This window comes from Streptomyces sp. NBC_01257 (assembly GCF_035917255.1).
Taxonomy (GTDB): Bacteria; Actinomycetota; Actinomycetes; order Streptomycetales; family Streptomycetaceae; genus Streptomyces.
In genome coordinates this window covers 4078748-4096258 of record NZ_CP108472.1, presented here as the reverse complement: position 1 = coordinate 4096258, position 17511 = coordinate 4078748, and the positions used below count along the sequence as shown (strand labels likewise).

The following is a 17511-nucleotide window of genomic DNA, read 5'->3' as shown; positions in this document are numbered from 1 at the left end:
GGACCGGAACGCAGGACCGGGAACGCAAGGCCGGAATGAGTGATTCAGGGGCCGTCAGGTAACTGCCGGGGAACAGATTGCCGGGCGGCCCCCCAAGCGGCCCGTACGCACGGTAAATTTCAGGCCATGCCACGTGGACGCCATCGCCATTCGCCACCTCTGCACAGAATCCTTCCGCCTTCGGCCGTCGCCGGGGCCTCGGTCCTCTGTGCCGCGGGAGCCTGGCTGCTCGCCGAGCCGCTGGTCCTGCGCGGACTGGCCGCCGCCGCGGCGGCCGCCGCCGTCACCGGCGCGTATCTGATGCGCAGCTGGGACCGGGAGGCGGGCCGTCGCGTCGCGGAACTGACGCGCGCCCGCGCCAGTGACGAATGGCGCGCCGAGGAGCGCGTGGCGGAACTGGAAGCGGATCTGGAGGAGTCGCGCGAGCTGCGTGCCCGCCTGGAGACGAAGCTGCGCCGCAAGCGTGTGGAGCTCGCCGGGCTGCGGGGCGAGCACGCCGCGCTGCTGCGGCGGTACGCCACCGCCGAGACCCAGCGCGCCAGCGTGCTGGAGAGCCGCCGGCAGCTCGCACTGGAGGCGGCCGCGCCGCCCCGCGAACTGCCCGCCGCCCGCAGCACCCCCACCCCTTCCGCCTATCTGCGGGCCGCCCAGGCGCTGGAGGACCTCTCGCGCAACGGGGCGCTCCAGGAGGCGCGGCGCACCGCAGAGCAGGCCAGGAAGCGCGATCTCGCCGAGCGCGCCAAGGAGGCGGAGGAGCCGCAGGGGAAGCACGCGGCGGCCGCGGACCCGCACGGATCCACCGGCCGGCCGGGTGCCGAGCAGCACCGCCGCCCGCAGTCCGCCCTGCCCGCGGCCCGGCCGGACCGGGCGCTGCCCGCCCCGCGCCCGGTGCAGGCCGCCAGCGCGGTCGTGCCGTACGCGGCGTCCCGCCGTCATCTGGTGCCGCAGGGCAGCTTCGACTTCTTCGGTACGCAGAAGGCGCACGCCGCGATCGAGTCCGTACAGAACGAGGACCTCGCCGACGTGGTGGGCGAGGAGGCGCTGGCCGCGCACCGCACGGGCACGGCCGAGAACCGGGCCGTCGGCAAGGTCATCGACCTGACCGCGCACGACGAGACCGAGCAGCTGGACGTGGCGGAGCTGCGCAGCGCGATCTCCTAGCGGAGCCTCGGCGGGCCGGCCGCGCGCCGAGGCCGCCCTACTTGTCGATGTCGCCGACGACGAAGAACAGCGAACCGAGAATCGCCACCATGTCGGCGACGAGCGTGCCCGGCAGCAGTTCGGTGAGCGCCTGGATGTTGTTGAACGAGGCGGAGCGCAGCTTCAGCCGGTACGGGGTCTTCTCGCCCTTGGACACCAGGTAGTAGCCGTTGACCCCGAGCGGGTTCTCCGTCCAGGCGTAGGTGTGGCCCTCGGGGGCCTTCAGGACCTTGGGCAGCCGCTGGTTGATCGGACCGGGCGCCAGGTCGGCCATCCGGTCCAGGCAGGCGTCCGCCAGGTCCAGGGCGTTGTGCGTCTGGTCCAGCAGGCATTCGAACCGGGCCAGGCAGTCGCCCTCGGTCCGGGTGACGACCTTCAGGGTGTCCCGCAGCTCCCCGTACGCGAGATACGGCTCGTCGCGCCGCAGGTCGAAGTCGACGCCCGAGGCGCGGGCGATCGGCCCGGACACCCCGTACGCGTGCACCGCCTCGGCCGACAGGACGCCCACCCCGCGGGTCCGGCCGCGGAAGATCTCGTTGCCGAGCACCAGCTTGTCGTAGACGTCCATCCGGGACCGTACGGAGGCGACGGCGTCCCGGGCACGGCCGAGCCAGCCCGCCGGGAGGTCCTCCTTGAGCCCGCCGACCCGGTTGAACATGTAGTGCATCCGGCCGCCGGAGACCTCCTCCATCACGGCCTGGAGCTCCTCGCGCTCCCGGAACGCGTAGAACACCGGGGTGATCCCGCCGAGTTCCAGCGGGTACGAGCCGAGGAACATCAGGTGGTTGAGGACCCGGTTCAGCTCGGCGAGCAGGGTGCGGGTCCAGACCGCGCGCTCCGGGACCTCCATGGCGAGCATGCGCTCGACGGCCATCACGACGCCCAGTTCGTTGGAGAACGCCGACAGCCAGTCGTGGCGGTTGGCGAGCATAACGATCTGCCGGTAGTCGCGGGCCTCGAAGAGCTTCTCCGCGCCGCGGTGCATGTAGCCGATGACCGGTTCGGCGTGCTGGATGCGTTCGCCGTCCAGGACGATGCGCAGACGGAGCACGCCGTGCGTGGAGGGGTGCTGGGGGCCGATGTTGAGCACCATGTCGGTGCTTTCCGCTGCGCCGCCGATGCCGACCGTGGTCTCCGTCATGCCGACAGTATTGCCTGCGGCCCGGCTTCCCGGGGCTCCGCCCCGGACCCCGGCCTCAAACGCCGGCGGGGCCGGATACGACCCCGGGCGGGAGCGGCACCCGATGCGTCAGCCAGCCGAAGTCGCCCAGGCCGCCCCGGGCCGTGAGTTCAGCCGCCTCGCCCGCCGATGCCAGCGCGCGCACGTAGCGGGCCGGGTCCGTCGACGCCAGGGACAGCGGCGGGCGTTCACCGGCCACGCCCAGCTCCCGCAGCGCCTCGCGCTGGGTGCGGATCTCCGCGTCCGGTCCGCCCGCCGCCGCGCACGCGTCCAGCGCCACGTGCGCGGTGAGGTCGCAGGTGCCGTCCGGCACCGGCGGCACCTCGCGCCCGGCCCGGAAACCGGTCAGCGTGCCGAACGGCGGCCGCTCCTCCCGTACGTGGCAGTAGTCCACCGCCACCGCGAGCCCGCCGGCCAGCGTGGACACCGCGGCCGCCCACGCCTCGTCGCGCGGGCGGCCGATCTCCGCCCGGCAGCCCGGCCCCGCCGACGGCCACCAGCGGCGCAGCCACCGCAGGTCGGCCCCGCTCACCGGCTCGCCCAGCCGCTCCGCCCCGTCCGCCGTCCGCACCTGGACGTACCGCTCGACGCCGTCCTGATCCGTCTCGGCGACCGGCAGCGGCACGTTGTCCAGCCACTCGTTGGCGAACAGCAGCCCGCGCACGCCCCGCGGCGGCCGCGCGCACCACTCCACCCGTGGGTCCAGGCCGGGCGGGCGGGCCGCGATCTCCACGCCGTACGCCCGTACCGTGAGGTGCTCGCCGCCCTCGGCAGGCAGTGCCGCGAGCACCCCGGCCAACAGCTCTCCGCGCCCCGCCCCGACGTCCACCAGGTCCACATCGGCGGTCCCGAGTCCGGCGGCCGTCCGCACCAGCAGCCGGGCGACGGCCGCGGCGAACAGGGGGGAGGCGTGCACGGAGGTGCGGAAGTGTCCCGCGGGCCCTTCCTGGCTCCGGTAGAACCCCTCGTCCCCGTACAAAGCGGTCTCTGCCGCCTCCTGCCACCCACGCCAGTCATCCGTCACGTTCCCAAGTCTCCACCTTGGGGAGTACGGTCTCCGGACCTGGATCGGCCCTTCGGCTGACCCACGCACCCCTTGCCTTTCCCTACGCTGGGTTACGTGCAGCGCCTCTACGATTTCATCCGCAGACACCCGACGGGCGTCGACTGCTTCTGGGCGGTCTTCCTCCTCGGGCTCTCCGGCATGACCATCGTCGTGGGCGATGCCGGCCGCGGCGGCGGCGCCGAGCGCATCGCGGTCGTGCCGGTCGTCCTTGGCCTCTGCGCCGTCGTGGCGCTGCGCCGCCGGGCACCCGAGAAGATGCTGCTGCTCGCCATCGGGATGGGCGTCGTCCAGCTGGCGTTCGGGGTCCGCCCGACCGTCGCCAACTTCGCCATGCTGGTGATCACCTTCACCGTGGCCACCGTCGGGGAGCGCTGGGCGTCCCGGCTCGCCCTGGCCTGCAGTCTGGTTGCGGCGGGTCTCTCCCAGCTGCGCTGGCCGGACGAGTCGCCGCGCGGCTGGGTGGAGTCGGTGTTCGTCGTCGTCGTGATGACGGTGCCGTTCGTGCTGGCCTGGGTGCTCGGTGACTCGATGCGGACCCGGCGGGCCTACTTCGACCAGCTGGAGGAGCGCGCGGCCCGGCTGGAGCGGGAGCGCGAGGCCCAGTCGAAGGTCGCGGTGGCCGCCGAGCGGGCCCGTATCGCCCGGGAACTCCACGATGTCGTCGCGCACAACGTCTCCGTGATGGTGGTGCAGGCCGACGGCGCCGCCTATGTGCTGGACGCGGCCCCCGACCAGGCCCGGCAGGCGCTGGAGACCATCTCCAGCACCGGCAGGCAGGCGCTCGCGGAGATGCGGCGGCTGCTCGGTGTGCTGCGCACGGGGGACACCCGGGAGAGCGGGGAGTACGTCCCGCAGCCCGACGTCGACCAGATCGAGGACCTGATCGACCAGGTCCGGACGGCCGGTCTGGCCGTCGACTTCAAGATCGAGGGCACCCCGCGCCCGCTGCCCAGCGGCGTCGAGCTGACGGCGTACCGCATCGTGCAGGAGGCCCTGACCAACACCCGCAAGCACGGCGGTCCGAACGCGGGGGCCAGCGTGCGGCTGGTCTACTTCGACGACGGGCTCGGCCTGCTGGTGGAGGACGACGGCCGCGGCGCGGCGCACGAACTGTACGAGGACGGCGGCGCCGACGGCGCGGGCCACGGCATGATCGGAATGCGCGAACGGGTCGGCATGGTCGGCGGCACGCTGGACGCCGGACCGCGGCCCGGCGGCGGATTCCGGATCAGCGCGCTGCTGCCGCTCAAGGCCGCCGGCTAGGCCGCGCACGCCGGCCGGCCGCCCCATCGACCGACCCGACCGCAGAACGAACAGGAGACAGGGACCCCATGGCGATCCGCGTGATGCTCGTCGACGACCAGGTGCTGCTGCGCACCGGCTTCCGGATGGTGCTCGCCGCGCAGCCGGACATGGAGGTCGTCGCCGAGGCGGGCGACGGCGCGGAGGCGATCGAGAACCTCCGTTCCACCGCCGTCGACGTGGTGCTGATGGATGTGCGCATGCCGAGGCTGGACGGCGTCGAGGCCACCCGCCGCATCTGCGCGCAGCCCGATCCGCCCAAGGTGCTCATCCTGACGACGTTCGACCTCGACGAGTACGCCTTCTCCGGGCTGAAGGCCGGGGCCAGCGGCTTCATGCTCAAGGACGTGCCGCCGGGCGAACTGCTCGCCGCGATCCGTTCCGTGCACAGCGGTGACGCGGTCGTCGCCCCGTCCACCACCCGCCGGCTGCTCGACCGCTTCTCGCCGCTGCTGCCCAGCGGTACGGCCGAACCCCAGCACAAGGACGTCGCCAAGCTCACCGAACGCGAACGCGAGGTGATGCTACTGGTCGCCCAGGGCCTGTCGAACGGGGAGATCGCGGGGCGCCTGGTGCTCTCCGAGGCGACCGTGAAGACACATGTCGGCCGCATCCTGACCAAGCTGGGCCTGCGCGACCGCGTGCAGGTCGTCGTCCTCGCGTACGAGACCGGGCTGGTGCGCGCCGGCGGCGGGACGGGCTGAGCGGTGGCCGGGCTGGTGTGGATCAACGGGCCGTTCGGCGGTGGGAAGACCCAGACGGCGTACGAGCTGCAACGCCGGCTGCCGGGCAGCTTGGTCTGCGATCCGGAGCGCGTCGGCTTCGGTCTGCACCGGATGCTGCCGCCCGGGCTGCGCGGTGACTTCCAGGATCTGCCGGCCTGGCGGCAAGGCGTGCACGACATGCTCGCTCTCGCTCTCGACGGGCATCCCGGCACGGTGATCGCCCCGATGACCCTGGTCGACCCCGGCTACTTCGCGGAGATCATCGGACGGCTGCGCGAGGACGGGCACACCGTGCACCACTTCGCCCTCCTCGCCGAGCGCGAGACGGTGCTGCGGCGGCTGCGCGAACGCGGACTGGGGCGCGGGCTGAAGCGCGAGAGCTTCGCCGTGGCGAAGCTGGACCACTGCCTGGAGCGGCTCGCGGCCCCGGAGTTCGCCGAGCACATCCGTACCGACCGGGTGACGGTCCCGCGGGTCGCCGACCGGATCGCCGGATCGGCGGGGCTCACCCTGCTGCCGGACACGGACAGCGCGCTGCGGCACCGGGTGCGGCGGGCCTGGACGGGCATCCGGCACATCCGGTTCGACTGAGACGGGCGCCCTGCACCACCCCGCCTCAGCGCAGGATTCCCTCCAGGAAGTCGCTGCCGAGCCGCGCCACCACGGTCAGGTCCAGCTGGTGCAGTACGTACCGGCCGCGGCGCCGGGTCGTGACCAGGCCGGCCTTCTTGAGCACCGACAGATGGCGGGAGACCTCGGGGGACGTGATCCCGTTGGAGTCGGCGAGTTCCCCCGTCGTGTACGGCGAGCGCGCGATGTTGCGGCACAGCCGCATCCGCATCGGGTGGGCCAGCGCCTCCATCCTCAGCTGGAGCAGCTCGACGGAGGCGGGGGAGGGGAGCTCGGGGCGGTGCACCGGGTAGTGGATCACCGGGCGCCAGCCGGGGGCGTGCAGCACCATCAGATGCGGCCAGCCGAAGCTGGTCGGGATGAGGGTGAGTCCGGGGCCGACGGCCGGGTCGGTCGCGTCGGTCGAGCCCTCGGTCAGCTTGTCGACGCTGACCCGCTTCCCGTCGTCGTCGACGGCGAGCGCGGTGGAGACCGCGCCCATCGCCTCACCGATCCCCTTGTGGCGCAGCAGATCCGTCTTGTGCCGGGCGTCGGCCACCAGCTGGACGCGGATCCGCCGCCAGGTGTCCGCGAAGAACGCCTGGTCGCAGTCCTCGAACAGGCGGCGGATCCAGCGGCGCACGGAGGCGGGGTCGGCCAGCAGCTGCTGGGTGAACTCCGTCTGCTGCGGGCCGCGCGCCGCCGCCATGTCCAGGGCCCGGGCGCGCATGCCGGGATCGACGAGGGGCGAGGGTGCCCCGGCCCCGTAGAGACTGGCGCAGGTGAACTCCAGGGCGGCGGAGACGAACCGCTCGTCGTCCAGCCGGTCCAGGATGTCCAGGTCCTCGGCCAGGTCGGCGCCCGTCCTGCCGTTGCCGCCACGGACCCCCGCGAACGGCATGAAGACGTCCGAGAACGTGTTCCGCCACAGGAAGTCGGCCTCGTGCAGCCGGTCGGCCAGATCGGGCTCCAGCGCCGTGGTGGTGGCCGTCGCCCAGCCGTGCAGACCCGGATGGTGCCCGGGCTCGGAGAGCGCGTGCAGGGCCAGTCCCAGCTCGGCGAGGGGGGAGGTCTCGAAGACGATGCTCCCGGGGCCGAGGCCCGCGATGTCGATGGTCACGCTCACCCCTCCATGGTGAGGGGTCGGCGCGACGGCCCGGCCCCCGATTGACGGCAGCCGTCAATCGGGGGCCGGGCGCGGGGGCTCAGCCCTGTGCGGTCACCCGCTTCACGAAGTCCGCCGCCGCGGTACGGACGTCCGCCGCCGTCCACTCCAGCGCCGCCTCCGACACCGTGACCTCCGTGAACGACAGCTCGGGCGGTCCCGCGGGGGCCGGGTACCACTTGCGGAACAGCGCCACGCCCGTCTCCTCCGCCTGCCGCACGGACGCCTCGTCCAGCACCTGCGCCGGGTACGGCAGCCAGACCTGGAACTGATGGGTGTGCGGCGGCTCCGGATGCACCCGGGACCACGGGGCGCCGGACCGCTCGAACTCCTCGGCCAGCGCCGCGGCGACCACCTTCGCCTGCGCCACGTACGACGGCAGCTTCGGCAGCTCCCGGTCCAGGCCGATCAGCGCGGCGAGCGCCGCCGGGAACTGCTGGAACAGCTGGCCGCCGTACCGGTGCCGCCAGGTTCGGGCCTCGTCGGCCAGCGAGGCGGAACCGGCGAGCGCCGCCCCGGAGATCCCGCCGAGGGTCTTGTAGAACGACACGTACACACTGTCCGCGAGCCCGGCGATCTCCGGCAGTCCGCGCCCGAACCGGGGCACGCACTCCCACAGCCGCGCCCCGTCGAAGTGCACCACCGCGTCGCGCTCCCGGGCGGCCGCCACCACCGCCTCCAGCTCCTCCCACGTGGGCAGGACGAAGCCCGCGTCGCGCAGCGGCAGCTCCAGCATCAGGGTGCCGAACGGCTCGGCGAAGTCGCGGATCTCGTCCGCCGTGGGCAGCCGCCGCTCGGACGTCGGGTGGACCGTGCGCAGCCCGCTGACGGCCGACAGGGCACCGCGCTCGTGCACCTCGGGGTGGGCGAGGGGGTGCAGGGCCACCGTCGGGTTGCCGGTGCGTCCGGCCCAGCAGCGCAGCGCGACCTGCTGCGCCATCGTCCCGGTGGGGAAGAACACGGCGGCCTCGGTGCCCAGCAGCGCGGCGATCCGCTCCTCCAGCTCGGCGACGACGCCGTCGCCGTAGATGTCGGCGGGCCGGTCGAGATCGGTGACCGTGGCCGCGCCCGCGGTCAGGGACGCCAGCTGCTCGCCGAGCGACCGGTCCACCGGCGGCCGGGACAGGATCCGCTCGGCCTGGCGCCACGCGGTGATGCGGCGCAGCCGCTGCCGGTCCTCGTCCTCGTCCCGGTGCCCGCCCGGGAGCCGGGCCCCGTCCGCCGCCTCGTCGCGCACCTGCTCGTATTCGTCTGCCATGGGACGATCATCACGCAGAACGCAGTGCCTGCCCATCGGGTTACGGGCGCCCCCGGGGGGTTTCCCACAGCCTGTGGACAGCCGGAAGCCCGGGCGAAACGCTGGCGTAGCATGCAGAGAAGTCGTCCGGTACCCCCCGCGGACTGGAACGGAAGGCCACTGCCGCGTGAATGCAACAGCCCCCAAGGAGCCCCTCGACGCGAGGGACCGACCCGCCCGGCTCACCGTCGGCGTCGTGGGAGCGGGCCGTGTCGGCCCCGCCCTCGCCGCCTCGCTCGCCCTCGCCGGGCACCGCCCGGTCGCCGTGTCGGGCGTCTCCGACGCCTCGGTGCGCCGCGCCGCGGCCCTGCTTCCCGACGTCCCCCTCGTAACGCCCGCCGAGGTCCTGGCGCGCGCCGAACTGGTGCTGCTGACGGTGCCCGACGACGCCCTGCCGGGGCTCGTCGAGGGCCTCGCCGAGACCGGTGCGGTCCGCCCCGGCCAGCTGATCGTCCATACCTCGGGGCGGTACGGGACGAAGGTGCTCGACCCCGCGCTGCGGGCCGGCGCCCTCCCGCTCGCCCTGCACCCCGCGATGACCTTCACCGGCACCTCCGTGGACATCCAGCGGCTGGCCGGCTGCTCCTTCGGGGTCACCGCCCCCGAGCCGCTGAGGCTCGCCGCGGAGGCCCTGGTCATCGAGATGGGCGGCGAGCCCGAGTGGATCGCCGAGGAGTCCCGCCCGCTCTACCACGCCGCCCTCGCCCTCGGCGCGAACCACCTGGTCACCCTGGTCGCCCAGTCCATGGAGCTGCTGCGCACGGCGGGGGTCGCCGCCCCCGACCGGATGCTCGGCCCGCTGCTCGGCGCCGCGCTCGACAACGCCCTGCGCTCCGGTGACGCCGCGCTGACCGGCCCGGTCGCCCGCGGCGACGCCGGCACGGTCGCCGCGCACATCGGGGAGCTGCGCGCGCACGCCCCGCAGACGGTGGCCGGTTACGTCGCGATGGCCCGCGCCACCGCCGACCGCGCCCTCGCTCACGGCATGCTCAAGCCGGAGTTCGCAGAGGACCTGCTCGGCGTCCTGGCCGACGGCTCCGCGGACCCGGGCACCGCCGGAAGCACCGGCACCGGACCGGAGGAGTCCCGATGACCGAATCCGCCGCCACCCTGCTCCGCACCGCGGCCGAGCTGGCGACGTACGCCCCCGGCACGGAGCCGGACGGCTCGGCTGCCGCGTCCCGGGGCGAGCGGGCCGTCGTCATGACGATGGGCGCCCTGCACGAGGGCCACGCCTCGCTGATCCACACCGCACGCGCGATGGCCGGCCCGGCCGGCCAGGTCGTCGTCACGGTCTTCGTCAACCCGCTCCAGTTCGGGGAGGCGGCCGACCTCGACCGCTACCCGCGCACCCTGGACGCGGACCTCTCGGTGGCCGGCGCGGCCGGCGCCGACGCGGTGTTCGCGCCGTCCGTCGACGAGGTCTACCCCGGCGGCGAGCCGCAGGTGCGGATCTCGGCGGGCCCGATGGGCGAGCGCCTCGAAGGCGCCTCGCGCCCCGGGCACTTCGACGGGATGCTCACCGTCGTCGCCAAGATGCTCCACCTCACCCGTCCCGACGTCGCCTTCTTCGGGCAGAAGGACGCCCAGCAGCTGGCGCTGATCCGTCGCATGGTGCGCGATCTGAACTTCCCGGTGGAGATCGTGGGCGTGGAGACGGCCCGGGAGCCGGACGGGCTCGCGCTCTCCAGCCGCAACCGTTTCCTCGACCCGCACGAGCGCCACACCGCGCTCGCCCTGTCCGGCGCCCTGTTCGCGGCCCGGGACCGGCTCGCCGCCCAGCAGGCGCTGCACGCCCGCGCGCAGACCACCGGGGCCACGGAGGACCGGGCCGCCGGGCTCACCCGGCTCGGCGAGGCCAGACTGGCCGCCGACGCCCAGGCCGTCGCCCGCGCCCGGCCGGACGGCGGCCCCGCCGCGGTGCGCGCCGCCGCCCGCTCGATCCTGGACGACGCGGCGTCCGCACAGCCCCCGCTCGACCTCGACTACCTGGCGCTCGTGGACCCGGCGGACTTCACCGAGATCCCCGACGACCGCACCGCGGGCGACGCGATCCTCGCCGTCGCCGCACGGGTGGGCGCCACCCGCCTCATCGACAACATCCCGCTGACCTTCGGAGCCACCCCGTGACCGGAATACGGCTGACCGCCCCCGCCCCCGGCTGGTCCATCGACGCCGATGTCGTGGTCGTCGGTTCCGGCGTCGCCGGACTCACCACCGCGCTGCGCTGCGCCGCCGCCGGCCTCGCCACCGTCGTCGTCACCAAGGCCCGCCTCGACGACGGCTCCACCCGCTGGGCCCAGGGCGGCGTCGCTGCCGCGCTCGGCGAGGGCGACACCCCCGAGCAGCACCTGGACGACACCCTGGTCGCCGGTGCGGGCCTCTGCGACGAGGCGGCGGTGCGCACCCTGGTCACCGAGGGACCCGACGCGGTGCGCCGGCTCATCGGCACCGGTGCCCACTTCGACACCACGGACGACGGCGACATCGCGCTGACCCGCGAGGGCGGCCACCACCGCCGCCGCATCGCCCACGCGGGCGGCGACGCGACCGGTGCGGAGATCTCCCGCGCCCTGGTCGAAGCGGTCCGCGAGGCCGCCCTGCACACCGTCGAGAACGCCCTCGTGCTCGACCTCCTCACCGACGCCGAGGGCCGTACCGCGGGCGTCACCCTGCACGTCATGGGCGAGGGCCAGCACGACGGCGTCGGCGCGGTCAACGCCCCCGCGGTGGTCCTCGCCACCGGTGGCATGGGCCAGGTCTTCTCCGCCACCACCAACCCGCCGGTCTCCACCGGCGACGGGGTGGCGCTCGCGCTGCGGGCCGGCGCGGAGGTCTCGGACCTCGAATTCGTCCAGTTCCACCCCACGGTCCTCTTCCTCGGCAGCGGCGCCGAGGGCCAGCAGCCGCTCGTCTCGGAAGCGGTACGGGGCGAGGGCGCCCACCTCGTCGACGCGCACGGGACGCGGTTCATGGTCGGGCAGCACGAACTGGCGGAGCTGGCCCCGCGCGACATCGTCGCCAAGGCCATCACCCGCCAGATGCAGCTGCACGGCACCGAGCACATGTACCTCGACGCCCGCCACTTCGGCGCCGAGATGTGGGAGCAGCGCTTCCCCACGATCCTGGCCGCCTGCCGGGCCCACGGCATCGACCCGGTCACCGAGGCGATACCGATCGCCCCGGCCGCGCACCACGCATCCGGTGGCGTCCGTACCGACCTGCGGGGCCGCACCACCGTGCCCGGCCTGTACGCCTGCGGCGAGGTCGCGTGCACCGGGGTGCACGGCGCGAACCGGCTGGCGTCCAACTCGCTCCTGGAAGGGCTCGTCTTCGCCGAGCGCATCGCGGCGGACATCGTCGAGGAGCGGCCCCGCGCGGGCGAGGCCGTCAGCACGGACCCCGCGCCCTCCCCGCTCATGGCCCCCGAGGCGCGGACCACGATCCAGCGCATCATGACCCGCGGCGCCGGTGTCCTGCGCTCGGCGGACAGCCTCGTCACCGCGGCGGACGAGCTGGAGGACCTGCACCGCAGCGCGGCCCTGCGGGCCGGGGCGGCCGACCCGAAGGCCGCGGTGCCCGGCGTCGACGCCTGGGAGGTCACCAACCTGCTCCTGGTCTCCCGGGTCCTGGTCGCCGCCGCCCGGCAGCGCGAGGAGACCCGCGGCTGCCACTGGCGCAAGGACCGGCCCGAGCGCGACGACGAGAACTGGCGCCGCCATCTCGTCGTGCGGCTCACCCCGGACCGGCAGCTGGTCCTCCGTCGGACGGATACCGAGGCGTTCGGGCCCGTACAGCCGTCCGGGGCAGCAGACTGCGCAGCAACAGGCACCACCCACCCCACTCCCGAGGAGCCGTAACCGTGAGCACGCCCGAAGAGAATCCGCGCCCCACACCCGTGGACGTACCGCTGATCCAGATCGGCGCGCCCGCACCTGCCGCGGGCGGCTGCGGTGACGGCTGCGGCTGCGGCGGGGAGGACGGCTACGACCTGGACGCGCTGGAGTGCGGACTGGACCCCGCGCTCGCCCAGCTCCTGGCCGCGGCGGGCCTGGACCCGGTCACCGTCGAGGACGTCGCGCACGTCGCCATCGAGGAGGACCTCGACGGCGGGGTGGACGTCACGACCGTCGCCACCGTCCCCGAGGACGCGGTGGCCACCGGCGACTTCACCGCCCGTGAGGCGGGCGTCGTGGCCGGTCTGCGCGTCGCCGAGGCCGTGCTGTCCATCGTCTGCACGGACGAGTTCGAGGTCGAGCGGCACGTCGAGGACGGCGACCGTGTCGCCCCCGGGCAGAAGCTGCTGACGGTCACCACCCGCACCCGCGACCTGCTGACCGGCGAGCGCAGCGCGCTCAACCTGCTGTGCCGGCTCTCCGGCATCGCGACCGCCACCCGTGCCTGGGCCGATGTGCTGGAGGGCACCAGGGCCAAGGTCCGTGACACCCGCAAGACGACGCCCGGCCTGCGCGCCCTGGAGAAGTACGCGGTGCGCTGCGGCGGCGGCGTCAACCACCGGATGTCGCTGTCCGACGCCGCGCTGGTCAAGGACAACCACGTGATCGCGGCGGGCGGCGTCGCCGAGGCCTTCAAGCGGGTCAGGGACGAGTTCCCGGACCTCGCGATCGAGGTCGAGGTCGACACGATGCAGCAGGTCACCGAGGTCCTGGACGCGGGAGCCGACCTGATCCTGCTGGACAACTTCACCCCGTCGCAGACCGCCGAGGCCGTCGCGCTCGTCGGCGGCCGCGCGGTCCTGGAGTCCTCGGGCCGGCTGTCCCTGGACTCCGCCCGCGCGTACGCGGACGCGGGCGTGGACTACCTGGCGGTCGGCGCGCTGACCCACTCCTCGCCGATCCTCGACATCGGCCTGGACTTCCGCGACTCCGACGGGGCCGGCGCCTGATGCTGCTCACCATCGACGTCGGCAACACCCACACGGTCCTCGGCCTGTTCGACGGTGAGGAGATCGTCGAGCACTGGCGGATCTCCACCGACGCACGGCGCACCGCGGACGAGCTCGCGGTCCTCCTCCAGGGCCTGATGGGCATGCACCCGCTGCTGGGCATGGAGCTGGGCGACGGCATCGAGGGCATCGCCATCTGCTCCACCGTCCCGGCCGTCCTGCACGAGCTGCGCGAGGTGACCCGCCGCTACTACGGCGACGTCCCCGCCGTCCTCGTCGAGCCGGGCATCAAGACCGGGGTGCCGATCCTCATGGACAACCCGAAGGAGGTCGGCGCGGACCGCATCATCAACGCGGTCGCCGCCGTCGACCTGTACGGCGGTCCGGCGATCGTCGTCGACTTCGGCACGGCCACCACCTTCGACGCGGTGTCCGCCCGGGGGGAGTACACCGGCGGTGTCATCGCGCCCGGTATCGAGATCTCGGTCGAGGCGCTCGGCGTCAAGGGCGCCCAGCTGCGCAAGATCGAACTGGCCCGGCCGCGCAGCGTGATCGGGAAGAACACCGTCGAGGCCATGCAGGCGGGCATCATCTACGGCTTCGCCGGCCAGGTCGACGGTGTCGTCGGACGCATGAAGAAGGAACTGGCGGCCGACCCCGACGACGTCACCGTCATCGCGACCGGCGGCCTTGCTCCGATGGTGCTGAACGAGTCCTCGGTCATCGACGAGCACGAGCCCTGGCTGACGCTCATCGGGCTGCGCCTGGTGTACGAGCGGAACGTGTCGCGCCTGTAGCCGCGCGGCCCCGAACCGGGAGGTTCCCGGCGCGGTGGCTCACCGGAGCCGCCGCGCCGCCGACGGCCAGTTAAACGGATTTTGTCCATTTAGCACGTATTGTCGCGCTATGCCCACGCCCTACGGATCACGCGGCGGTATGGCGTTCAGCGCGGACGAGCTGCGAGTGCTCCGACGCGCCCTCGCCATCGCCCTCCACCCCGCGCCCCTGCCCGACGAGGACGTCCAGGACTGCCTCCGGCTGGCGGGCTCCGTCGACGAGGCGGCGGGCGAGGCCGGACGGCTGCGCGCCTTCCTCCTCGCCGACCTCGTCCGCTACCGCAACGCCCTCCCCGGCTCCCTCAGCGGCTACCTGGAGCTTCTCCAGGACGCCCTGGCCGCCGGTTACGACCCCCGCCCCGAGGATCTGGCCGCGCTGCGCGCCCTGCGCGGCGGTCCGGTCGCCGCGGCGCTCCTGGAGCGCTGCCAGGTGCTCGCGGAGCGTTCGGTGCGGGCCCGCCTCGCCGGACGGGCGGTGCCCGCGACGGCCCCCGCACCCCGCAGCCGGCTGCTCGCGCTGCCCGGCGGCCGGGTCGCGGAGCCCGAGAAGCCGAGGACGCCGGCGGCCCCGGCCCGTCCGGCGGCGCCCTCCGAGCGCCCGGCGCCGAAGCCCTCGGAGGTCTTCCCGCCCCGCCGCCGCCCGGTTCCCCCACCGCAGCAGCGCGCCGCGGGGTAGGGCCTTTCACCGGGCCCGGCAGGGCTCGCTACTCTGGACGCCATGGACTACGTATCCGCGCTTGTGCCGCCCGTGGTGATGGCCGCCTTCTTCATCGGCCTGGTCGTGACGATCGTCAAGAGCCAGGGCGGGCCGAACAAGGCCAAGGAGGACGCGGCCGTGGACGCCGCGATCACCCGGGCGGAAGCGGCGCACCAGGCGCCGCGCGCCGACGGGGTCTGACCTCCCCGTCCCGCATTTCCGCACACCGCACGTACGAAGGGCGTACGGCTCCCGAGAGAGCCGTGCGCCCTTTCGTTGTGTAAATAACCGGCCATTCCAGACATCTGACACTAAGGTGACGCTGTGCCCCGTCAATTGGGAGAGCTGGAAGACGCCGTGATGACGCGGGTCTGGCAATGGAACCGCCCGGTCACCGTGCGGGAAGTCCTTGAGGACCTTCAGCAGGAGCGGTCCATCGCCTACACCACCGTCATGACGGTAATGGACAATCTCCATCAGAAGGGCTGGGTGCGCCGGGAAGTGGACGGCCGCGCTTATCGATATACGGCGGTCTCCACCCGTGCCGCGTACTCGGCCGCGCTGATGAACGAAGCCTGGTCACGCAGTGACAACCCCGCCGCCGCACTGGTCGCGTTCTTCGGCATGATGTCGGCCGAGCAGCGTGAGGCCCTCCGGGACGCCATGCGGATCGTTCTGCCCACTCTTCCCGAGGATGCCGTGCCGTCGGCCGGCGAAGAGACGGGTGAAGAGACCGCCGAAGCGGCCGATGACGCGCGGCCGGAGGCCGGACGATAGCGTCGGGGTATGTCCTCAGAGCATCCGCGAACCGATTTCCATACCGAAGAGTCGGTTATAAACGTCGCCATCACCGTCCGACGTGCCAGGACGAGCGATGTGGCCTCGGTCCGCCGTCTCCTCGACGGCTACGTACGAGAAGGCATCCTGCTCGACAAAGCGACGGTGACGCTTTACGAGGACATCCAGGAGTTCTGGATCGCCGAACGCGACGAGGACGCCAGGGTCATCGGCTGCGGCGCACTCCATGTGATGTGGGAAGACCTGGCCGAAGTCCGTACTCTCGCGGTCGATCACAGCATCAAGGGTGCCGGAGTCGGGCATCAAGTCCTGGACAAGTTGTTGCAGACCGCCCGCTGGCTCGGTGTGCGACGGGTTTTCTGTCTCACCTTCGAAGTCGACTTCTTCGCGAAGCACGGCTTCGTGGAGATCGGAGAGACTCCGGTCGACGGAGATGTCTACAGCGAGCTGCTGCGTTCCTATGACGAGGGAGTCGCGGAGTTCCTCGGTCTCGAACGAGTGAAGCCGAACACCTTGGGCAACAGCCGGATGCTTCTGCACCTGTGACCGCCGGAAGAAGCCCGATCCCTATGTCCGAATCGCGCACGTTTCCCGTCTTCTTGCGCTCCTGAACCTCTCCCGGGGGTTTGTGTTTTCCGGGGAAAAGCGGTTTCCTTTCCGCGTACTCCATTTTCGATGAAAGGAAATCCGGTGGCACAGAAGGTTCAGGTCCTTCTTGTTGACGACCTCGACGGCGGCGAGGCGGACGAGACCGTCACGTTCGCGCTGGATGGCAAGACGTACGAGATCGACCTCACCACGACCAACGCGGACAAGCTCCGGACGCTTCTCGAGCCCTACGCGAAGAGCGGCCGGCGTACCGGTGGCCGTGCCGCGTCCGGACGTGGCAAGGGCCGCGCCGTTCCCGGTGGCAACAAGGACACCGCCGAGATCCGTAAGTGGGCGCGCGAGAACGGCCACAGCGTGAATGACCGCGGCCGTGTTCCCGCGGACATCCGTGAGGCTTACGAGAAGGCCAACGGCTGAGCAGTCGTTCCACCGGTGCGCGGTCCCGTACGGGCACGCATCAACCGGGCCCGATGGCATTCCGTCGCCACGGCGTCCACGAGCCGGATGAGATCGGGAGTATCCCCACCCCTGCTCCCGAAGCCGGAGAGGGCCGGGAGGACCGGCTCCTCCCCCTGCTCGTGCGGTGGACAGGGGGGTCGCAGCCATACGGCGGCCCCCGGCGGACCCGGTCGGCCCGGCGGGGGCGGAGCGGTGATCCGGCCACCCGCGCCGAGGGCGCCGATCGCGAGGGCGACCCCGCCCCACTCCAGCCAGTCGAGCAGCCCGGGCAGTTCGTCGGCGCTCCCCGGCGCCACCAGCAGGGTCATCCGCCGGCCCGTCAACGTCACAGGACCGGTCCGGCCCACCCGCCGCAGCGCCGCGTGACCCGCGGCCGCGGGGACGACGAGCGCGTCGAACCGCAGCCCGGTCAGCAGGCGCACCGGGGCGCTGCCCGCCGTCGCCCAGCCGAGCTCCTCCTCGTACCACCGGGCCCACGCGTCGCGTGACGGGCCATCGGCGCGGCCACCCCGCTCTGCGGGGGACGCGGTTCGGGGCGGCGGGACGGTGAGGGCCATGTGGGAAGAACTCCCGATCCACCCCAGGAGTTACGCAGAGTTCTTGATCGAACGCATACTGTGTCCGGGTTGGGGGCGTACGGGCGCATTCGGGAGTACGAAGAT

General features: G+C 73.0%; 19 protein-coding genes. 14 read left to right on the top strand and 5 right to left on the bottom strand.

Annotation, left to right across the window (positions count from 1 at the left end; genetic code table 11):
• The first annotated feature begins 126 nt into the window (after positions 1-126).
• The gene (locus OG408_RS17510; RefSeq protein WP_266780039.1) at positions 127-1161 is read left to right on the top strand and encodes a hypothetical protein; all 1035 of its coding nucleotides are present in this window, start codon (positions 127-129) and stop codon (positions 1159-1161) included.
• 37 nt (positions 1162-1198) lie between these two features.
• Here the strand turns inward: OG408_RS17510 and OG408_RS17505 are convergent, their stop codons facing one another.
• Together OG408_RS17505 and OG408_RS17500 are read right to left on the bottom strand one after the other, a co-directional pair.
• Positions 1199-2341 carry an NADH-quinone oxidoreductase subunit D gene (locus tag OG408_RS17505; protein WP_266780038.1) on the bottom strand — a complete coding sequence of 381 codons (1143 nt, stop codon included), beginning with the start codon at positions 2339-2341 and terminating at the stop codon, positions 1199-1201.
• A 55-nt stretch (positions 2342-2396) separates the two neighbouring features.
• The gene (locus OG408_RS17500) at positions 2397-3404 is read right to left on the bottom strand and encodes an SAM-dependent methyltransferase (protein WP_326670716.1); all 1008 of its coding nucleotides are present in this window, start codon (positions 3402-3404) and stop codon (positions 2397-2399) included.
• Positions 3405-3500: 96 nt separating this feature from the next.
• On the opposite strand from OG408_RS17500, the gene OG408_RS17495 reads away from it, so the two are divergent.
• From OG408_RS17495 to OG408_RS17485, 3 genes are all read left to right on the top strand, one after another.
• Positions 3501-4709: a sensor histidine kinase gene (locus OG408_RS17495; RefSeq protein ID WP_326670715.1), complete on the top strand. Its 1209-nt coding sequence runs from the start codon at positions 3501-3503 to the stop codon at positions 4707-4709.
• 68 nt (positions 4710-4777) lie between these two features.
• Entirely contained in the window at positions 4778-5452 is a 675-nt protein-coding gene (locus tag OG408_RS17490) for a response regulator (RefSeq protein WP_266780035.1), read from the top strand.
• Between the two features lie 3 nt (positions 5453-5455).
• Complete coding sequence (locus OG408_RS17485; protein ID WP_326670713.1) at positions 5456-6064, top strand: AAA family ATPase; 609 nt, start codon at positions 5456-5458, stop codon at positions 6062-6064.
• A gap of 25 nt (positions 6065-6089) precedes the next feature.
• On the opposite strand, the gene OG408_RS17480 is transcribed toward OG408_RS17485, so the two are convergent.
• Both OG408_RS17480 and OG408_RS17475 read right to left on the bottom strand, forming a co-directional pair.
• Positions 6090-7202 carry a DUF5937 family protein gene (locus OG408_RS17480; protein ID WP_266780034.1) on the bottom strand — a complete coding sequence of 371 codons (1113 nt, stop codon included), beginning with the start codon at positions 7200-7202 and terminating at the stop codon, positions 6090-6092.
• 85 nt (positions 7203-7287) lie between these two features.
• A complete protein-coding gene (locus OG408_RS17475) occupies positions 7288-8505 on the bottom strand; it encodes a threonine aldolase family protein (RefSeq protein ID WP_326670711.1) in 1218 nt (405 codons plus the stop codon).
• 166 nt (positions 8506-8671) lie between these two features.
• Here OG408_RS17475 and OG408_RS17470 point away from each other — a divergent pair, with 166 nt between their 5' ends.
• The 10 genes from OG408_RS17470 (at position 8672) to OG408_RS17425 (ending at position 16807) form a co-directional block, all read left to right on the top strand.
• Complete coding sequence (locus OG408_RS17470; protein WP_285567454.1) at positions 8672-9637, top strand: Rossmann-like and DUF2520 domain-containing protein; 966 nt, start codon at positions 8672-8674, stop codon at positions 9635-9637.
• Positions 9634-10674 carry a pantoate--beta-alanine ligase gene (panC, locus tag OG408_RS17465; protein ID WP_285567452.1) on the top strand — a complete coding sequence of 347 codons (1041 nt, stop codon included), beginning with the start codon at positions 9634-9636 and terminating at the stop codon, positions 10672-10674. The genes OG408_RS17470 and panC overlap by 4 nt, the downstream gene beginning before the upstream one ends.
• Positions 10671-12404 carry an L-aspartate oxidase gene (locus OG408_RS17460; RefSeq protein ID WP_326670707.1) on the top strand — a complete coding sequence of 578 codons (1734 nt, stop codon included), beginning with the start codon at positions 10671-10673 and terminating at the stop codon, positions 12402-12404. The genes panC and OG408_RS17460 overlap by 4 nt, the downstream gene beginning before the upstream one ends.
• Before the next feature lie 2 nt (positions 12405-12406).
• A complete protein-coding gene (nadC, locus tag OG408_RS17455; protein WP_266780029.1) occupies positions 12407-13450 on the top strand; it encodes a carboxylating nicotinate-nucleotide diphosphorylase in 1044 nt (347 codons plus the stop codon).
• Positions 13450-14247 (top strand): type III pantothenate kinase, encoded by a 798-nt coding sequence (locus OG408_RS17450; RefSeq protein ID WP_266780028.1) that lies wholly within the window; start codon positions 13450-13452, stop codon positions 14245-14247. Before nadC ends, OG408_RS17450 begins: the two co-directional genes overlap by 1 nt.
• Before the next feature lie 139 nt (positions 14248-14386).
• Positions 14387-14962, top strand: a complete 576-nt coding sequence (locus OG408_RS17445) for a hypothetical protein (protein ID WP_326674555.1) — start codon at positions 14387-14389, stop codon at positions 14960-14962.
• Positions 14963-15004: 42 nt separating this feature from the next.
• Entirely contained in the window at positions 15005-15184 is a 180-nt protein-coding gene (locus tag OG408_RS17440; RefSeq protein WP_266780027.1) for a hypothetical protein, read from the top strand.
• Positions 15185-15307: 123 nt separating this feature from the next.
• A complete protein-coding gene (locus tag OG408_RS17435) occupies positions 15308-15760 on the top strand; it encodes a BlaI/MecI/CopY family transcriptional regulator (RefSeq protein ID WP_266780026.1) in 453 nt (150 codons plus the stop codon).
• A gap of 9 nt (positions 15761-15769) precedes the next feature.
• On the top strand, positions 15770-16327 hold the full coding sequence (locus OG408_RS17430; protein ID WP_266780025.1) for an amino-acid N-acetyltransferase: 558 nt from the start codon (positions 15770-15772) through the stop codon (positions 16325-16327).
• Between the two features lie 144 nt (positions 16328-16471).
• A complete protein-coding gene (locus OG408_RS17425) occupies positions 16472-16807 on the top strand; it encodes a histone-like nucleoid-structuring protein Lsr2 (RefSeq protein WP_266780024.1) in 336 nt (111 codons plus the stop codon).
• Here OG408_RS17425 and OG408_RS17420 read toward each other — a convergent pair.
• Positions 16786-17406, bottom strand: a complete 621-nt coding sequence (locus OG408_RS17420) for an SCO3374 family protein (RefSeq protein ID WP_266780023.1) — start codon at positions 17404-17406, stop codon at positions 16786-16788. The two genes, OG408_RS17425 and OG408_RS17420, sit on opposite strands and share 22 nt — an antisense overlap.
• Between the last annotated feature and the right edge of the window lie 105 nt (positions 17407-17511).

Excerpts from the sequence above, each read along its gene's own strand:
- OG408_RS17510 (WP_266780039.1), top strand. The coding sequence starts at position 127 with ATGCCACGTGGACGCCATCGCCATTCGCCACCTCTGCACAGAATCCTT.
- OG408_RS17505 (WP_266780038.1), bottom strand. The coding sequence starts at position 2,341 with ATGACGGAGACCACGGTCGGCATCGGCGGCGCAGCGGAAAGCACCGAC.
- OG408_RS17450 (WP_266780028.1), top strand. The coding sequence starts at position 13,450 with ATGCTGCTCACCATCGACGTCGGCAACACCCACACGGTCCTCGGCCTG.
- OG408_RS17430 (WP_266780025.1), top strand. The coding sequence starts at position 15,770 with ATGTCCTCAGAGCATCCGCGAACCGATTTCCATACCGAAGAGTCGGTT.
- OG408_RS17445 (WP_326674555.1), top strand. The coding sequence starts at position 14,387 with ATGGCGTTCAGCGCGGACGAGCTGCGAGTGCTCCGACGCGCCCTCGCC.
- OG408_RS17440 (WP_266780027.1), top strand. The coding sequence starts at position 15,005 with ATGGACTACGTATCCGCGCTTGTGCCGCCCGTGGTGATGGCCGCCTTC.
- panC (WP_285567452.1), top strand. The coding sequence starts at position 9,634 with ATGACCGAATCCGCCGCCACCCTGCTCCGCACCGCGGCCGAGCTGGCG.
- OG408_RS17490 (WP_266780035.1), top strand. The coding sequence starts at position 4,778 with ATGGCGATCCGCGTGATGCTCGTCGACGACCAGGTGCTGCTGCGCACC.
- OG408_RS17475 (WP_326670711.1), bottom strand. The coding sequence starts at position 8,505 with ATGGCAGACGAATACGAGCAGGTGCGCGACGAGGCGGCGGACGGGGCC.
- OG408_RS17420 (WP_266780023.1), bottom strand. The coding sequence starts at position 17,406 with ATGGCCCTCACCGTCCCGCCGCCCCGAACCGCGTCCCCCGCAGAGCGG.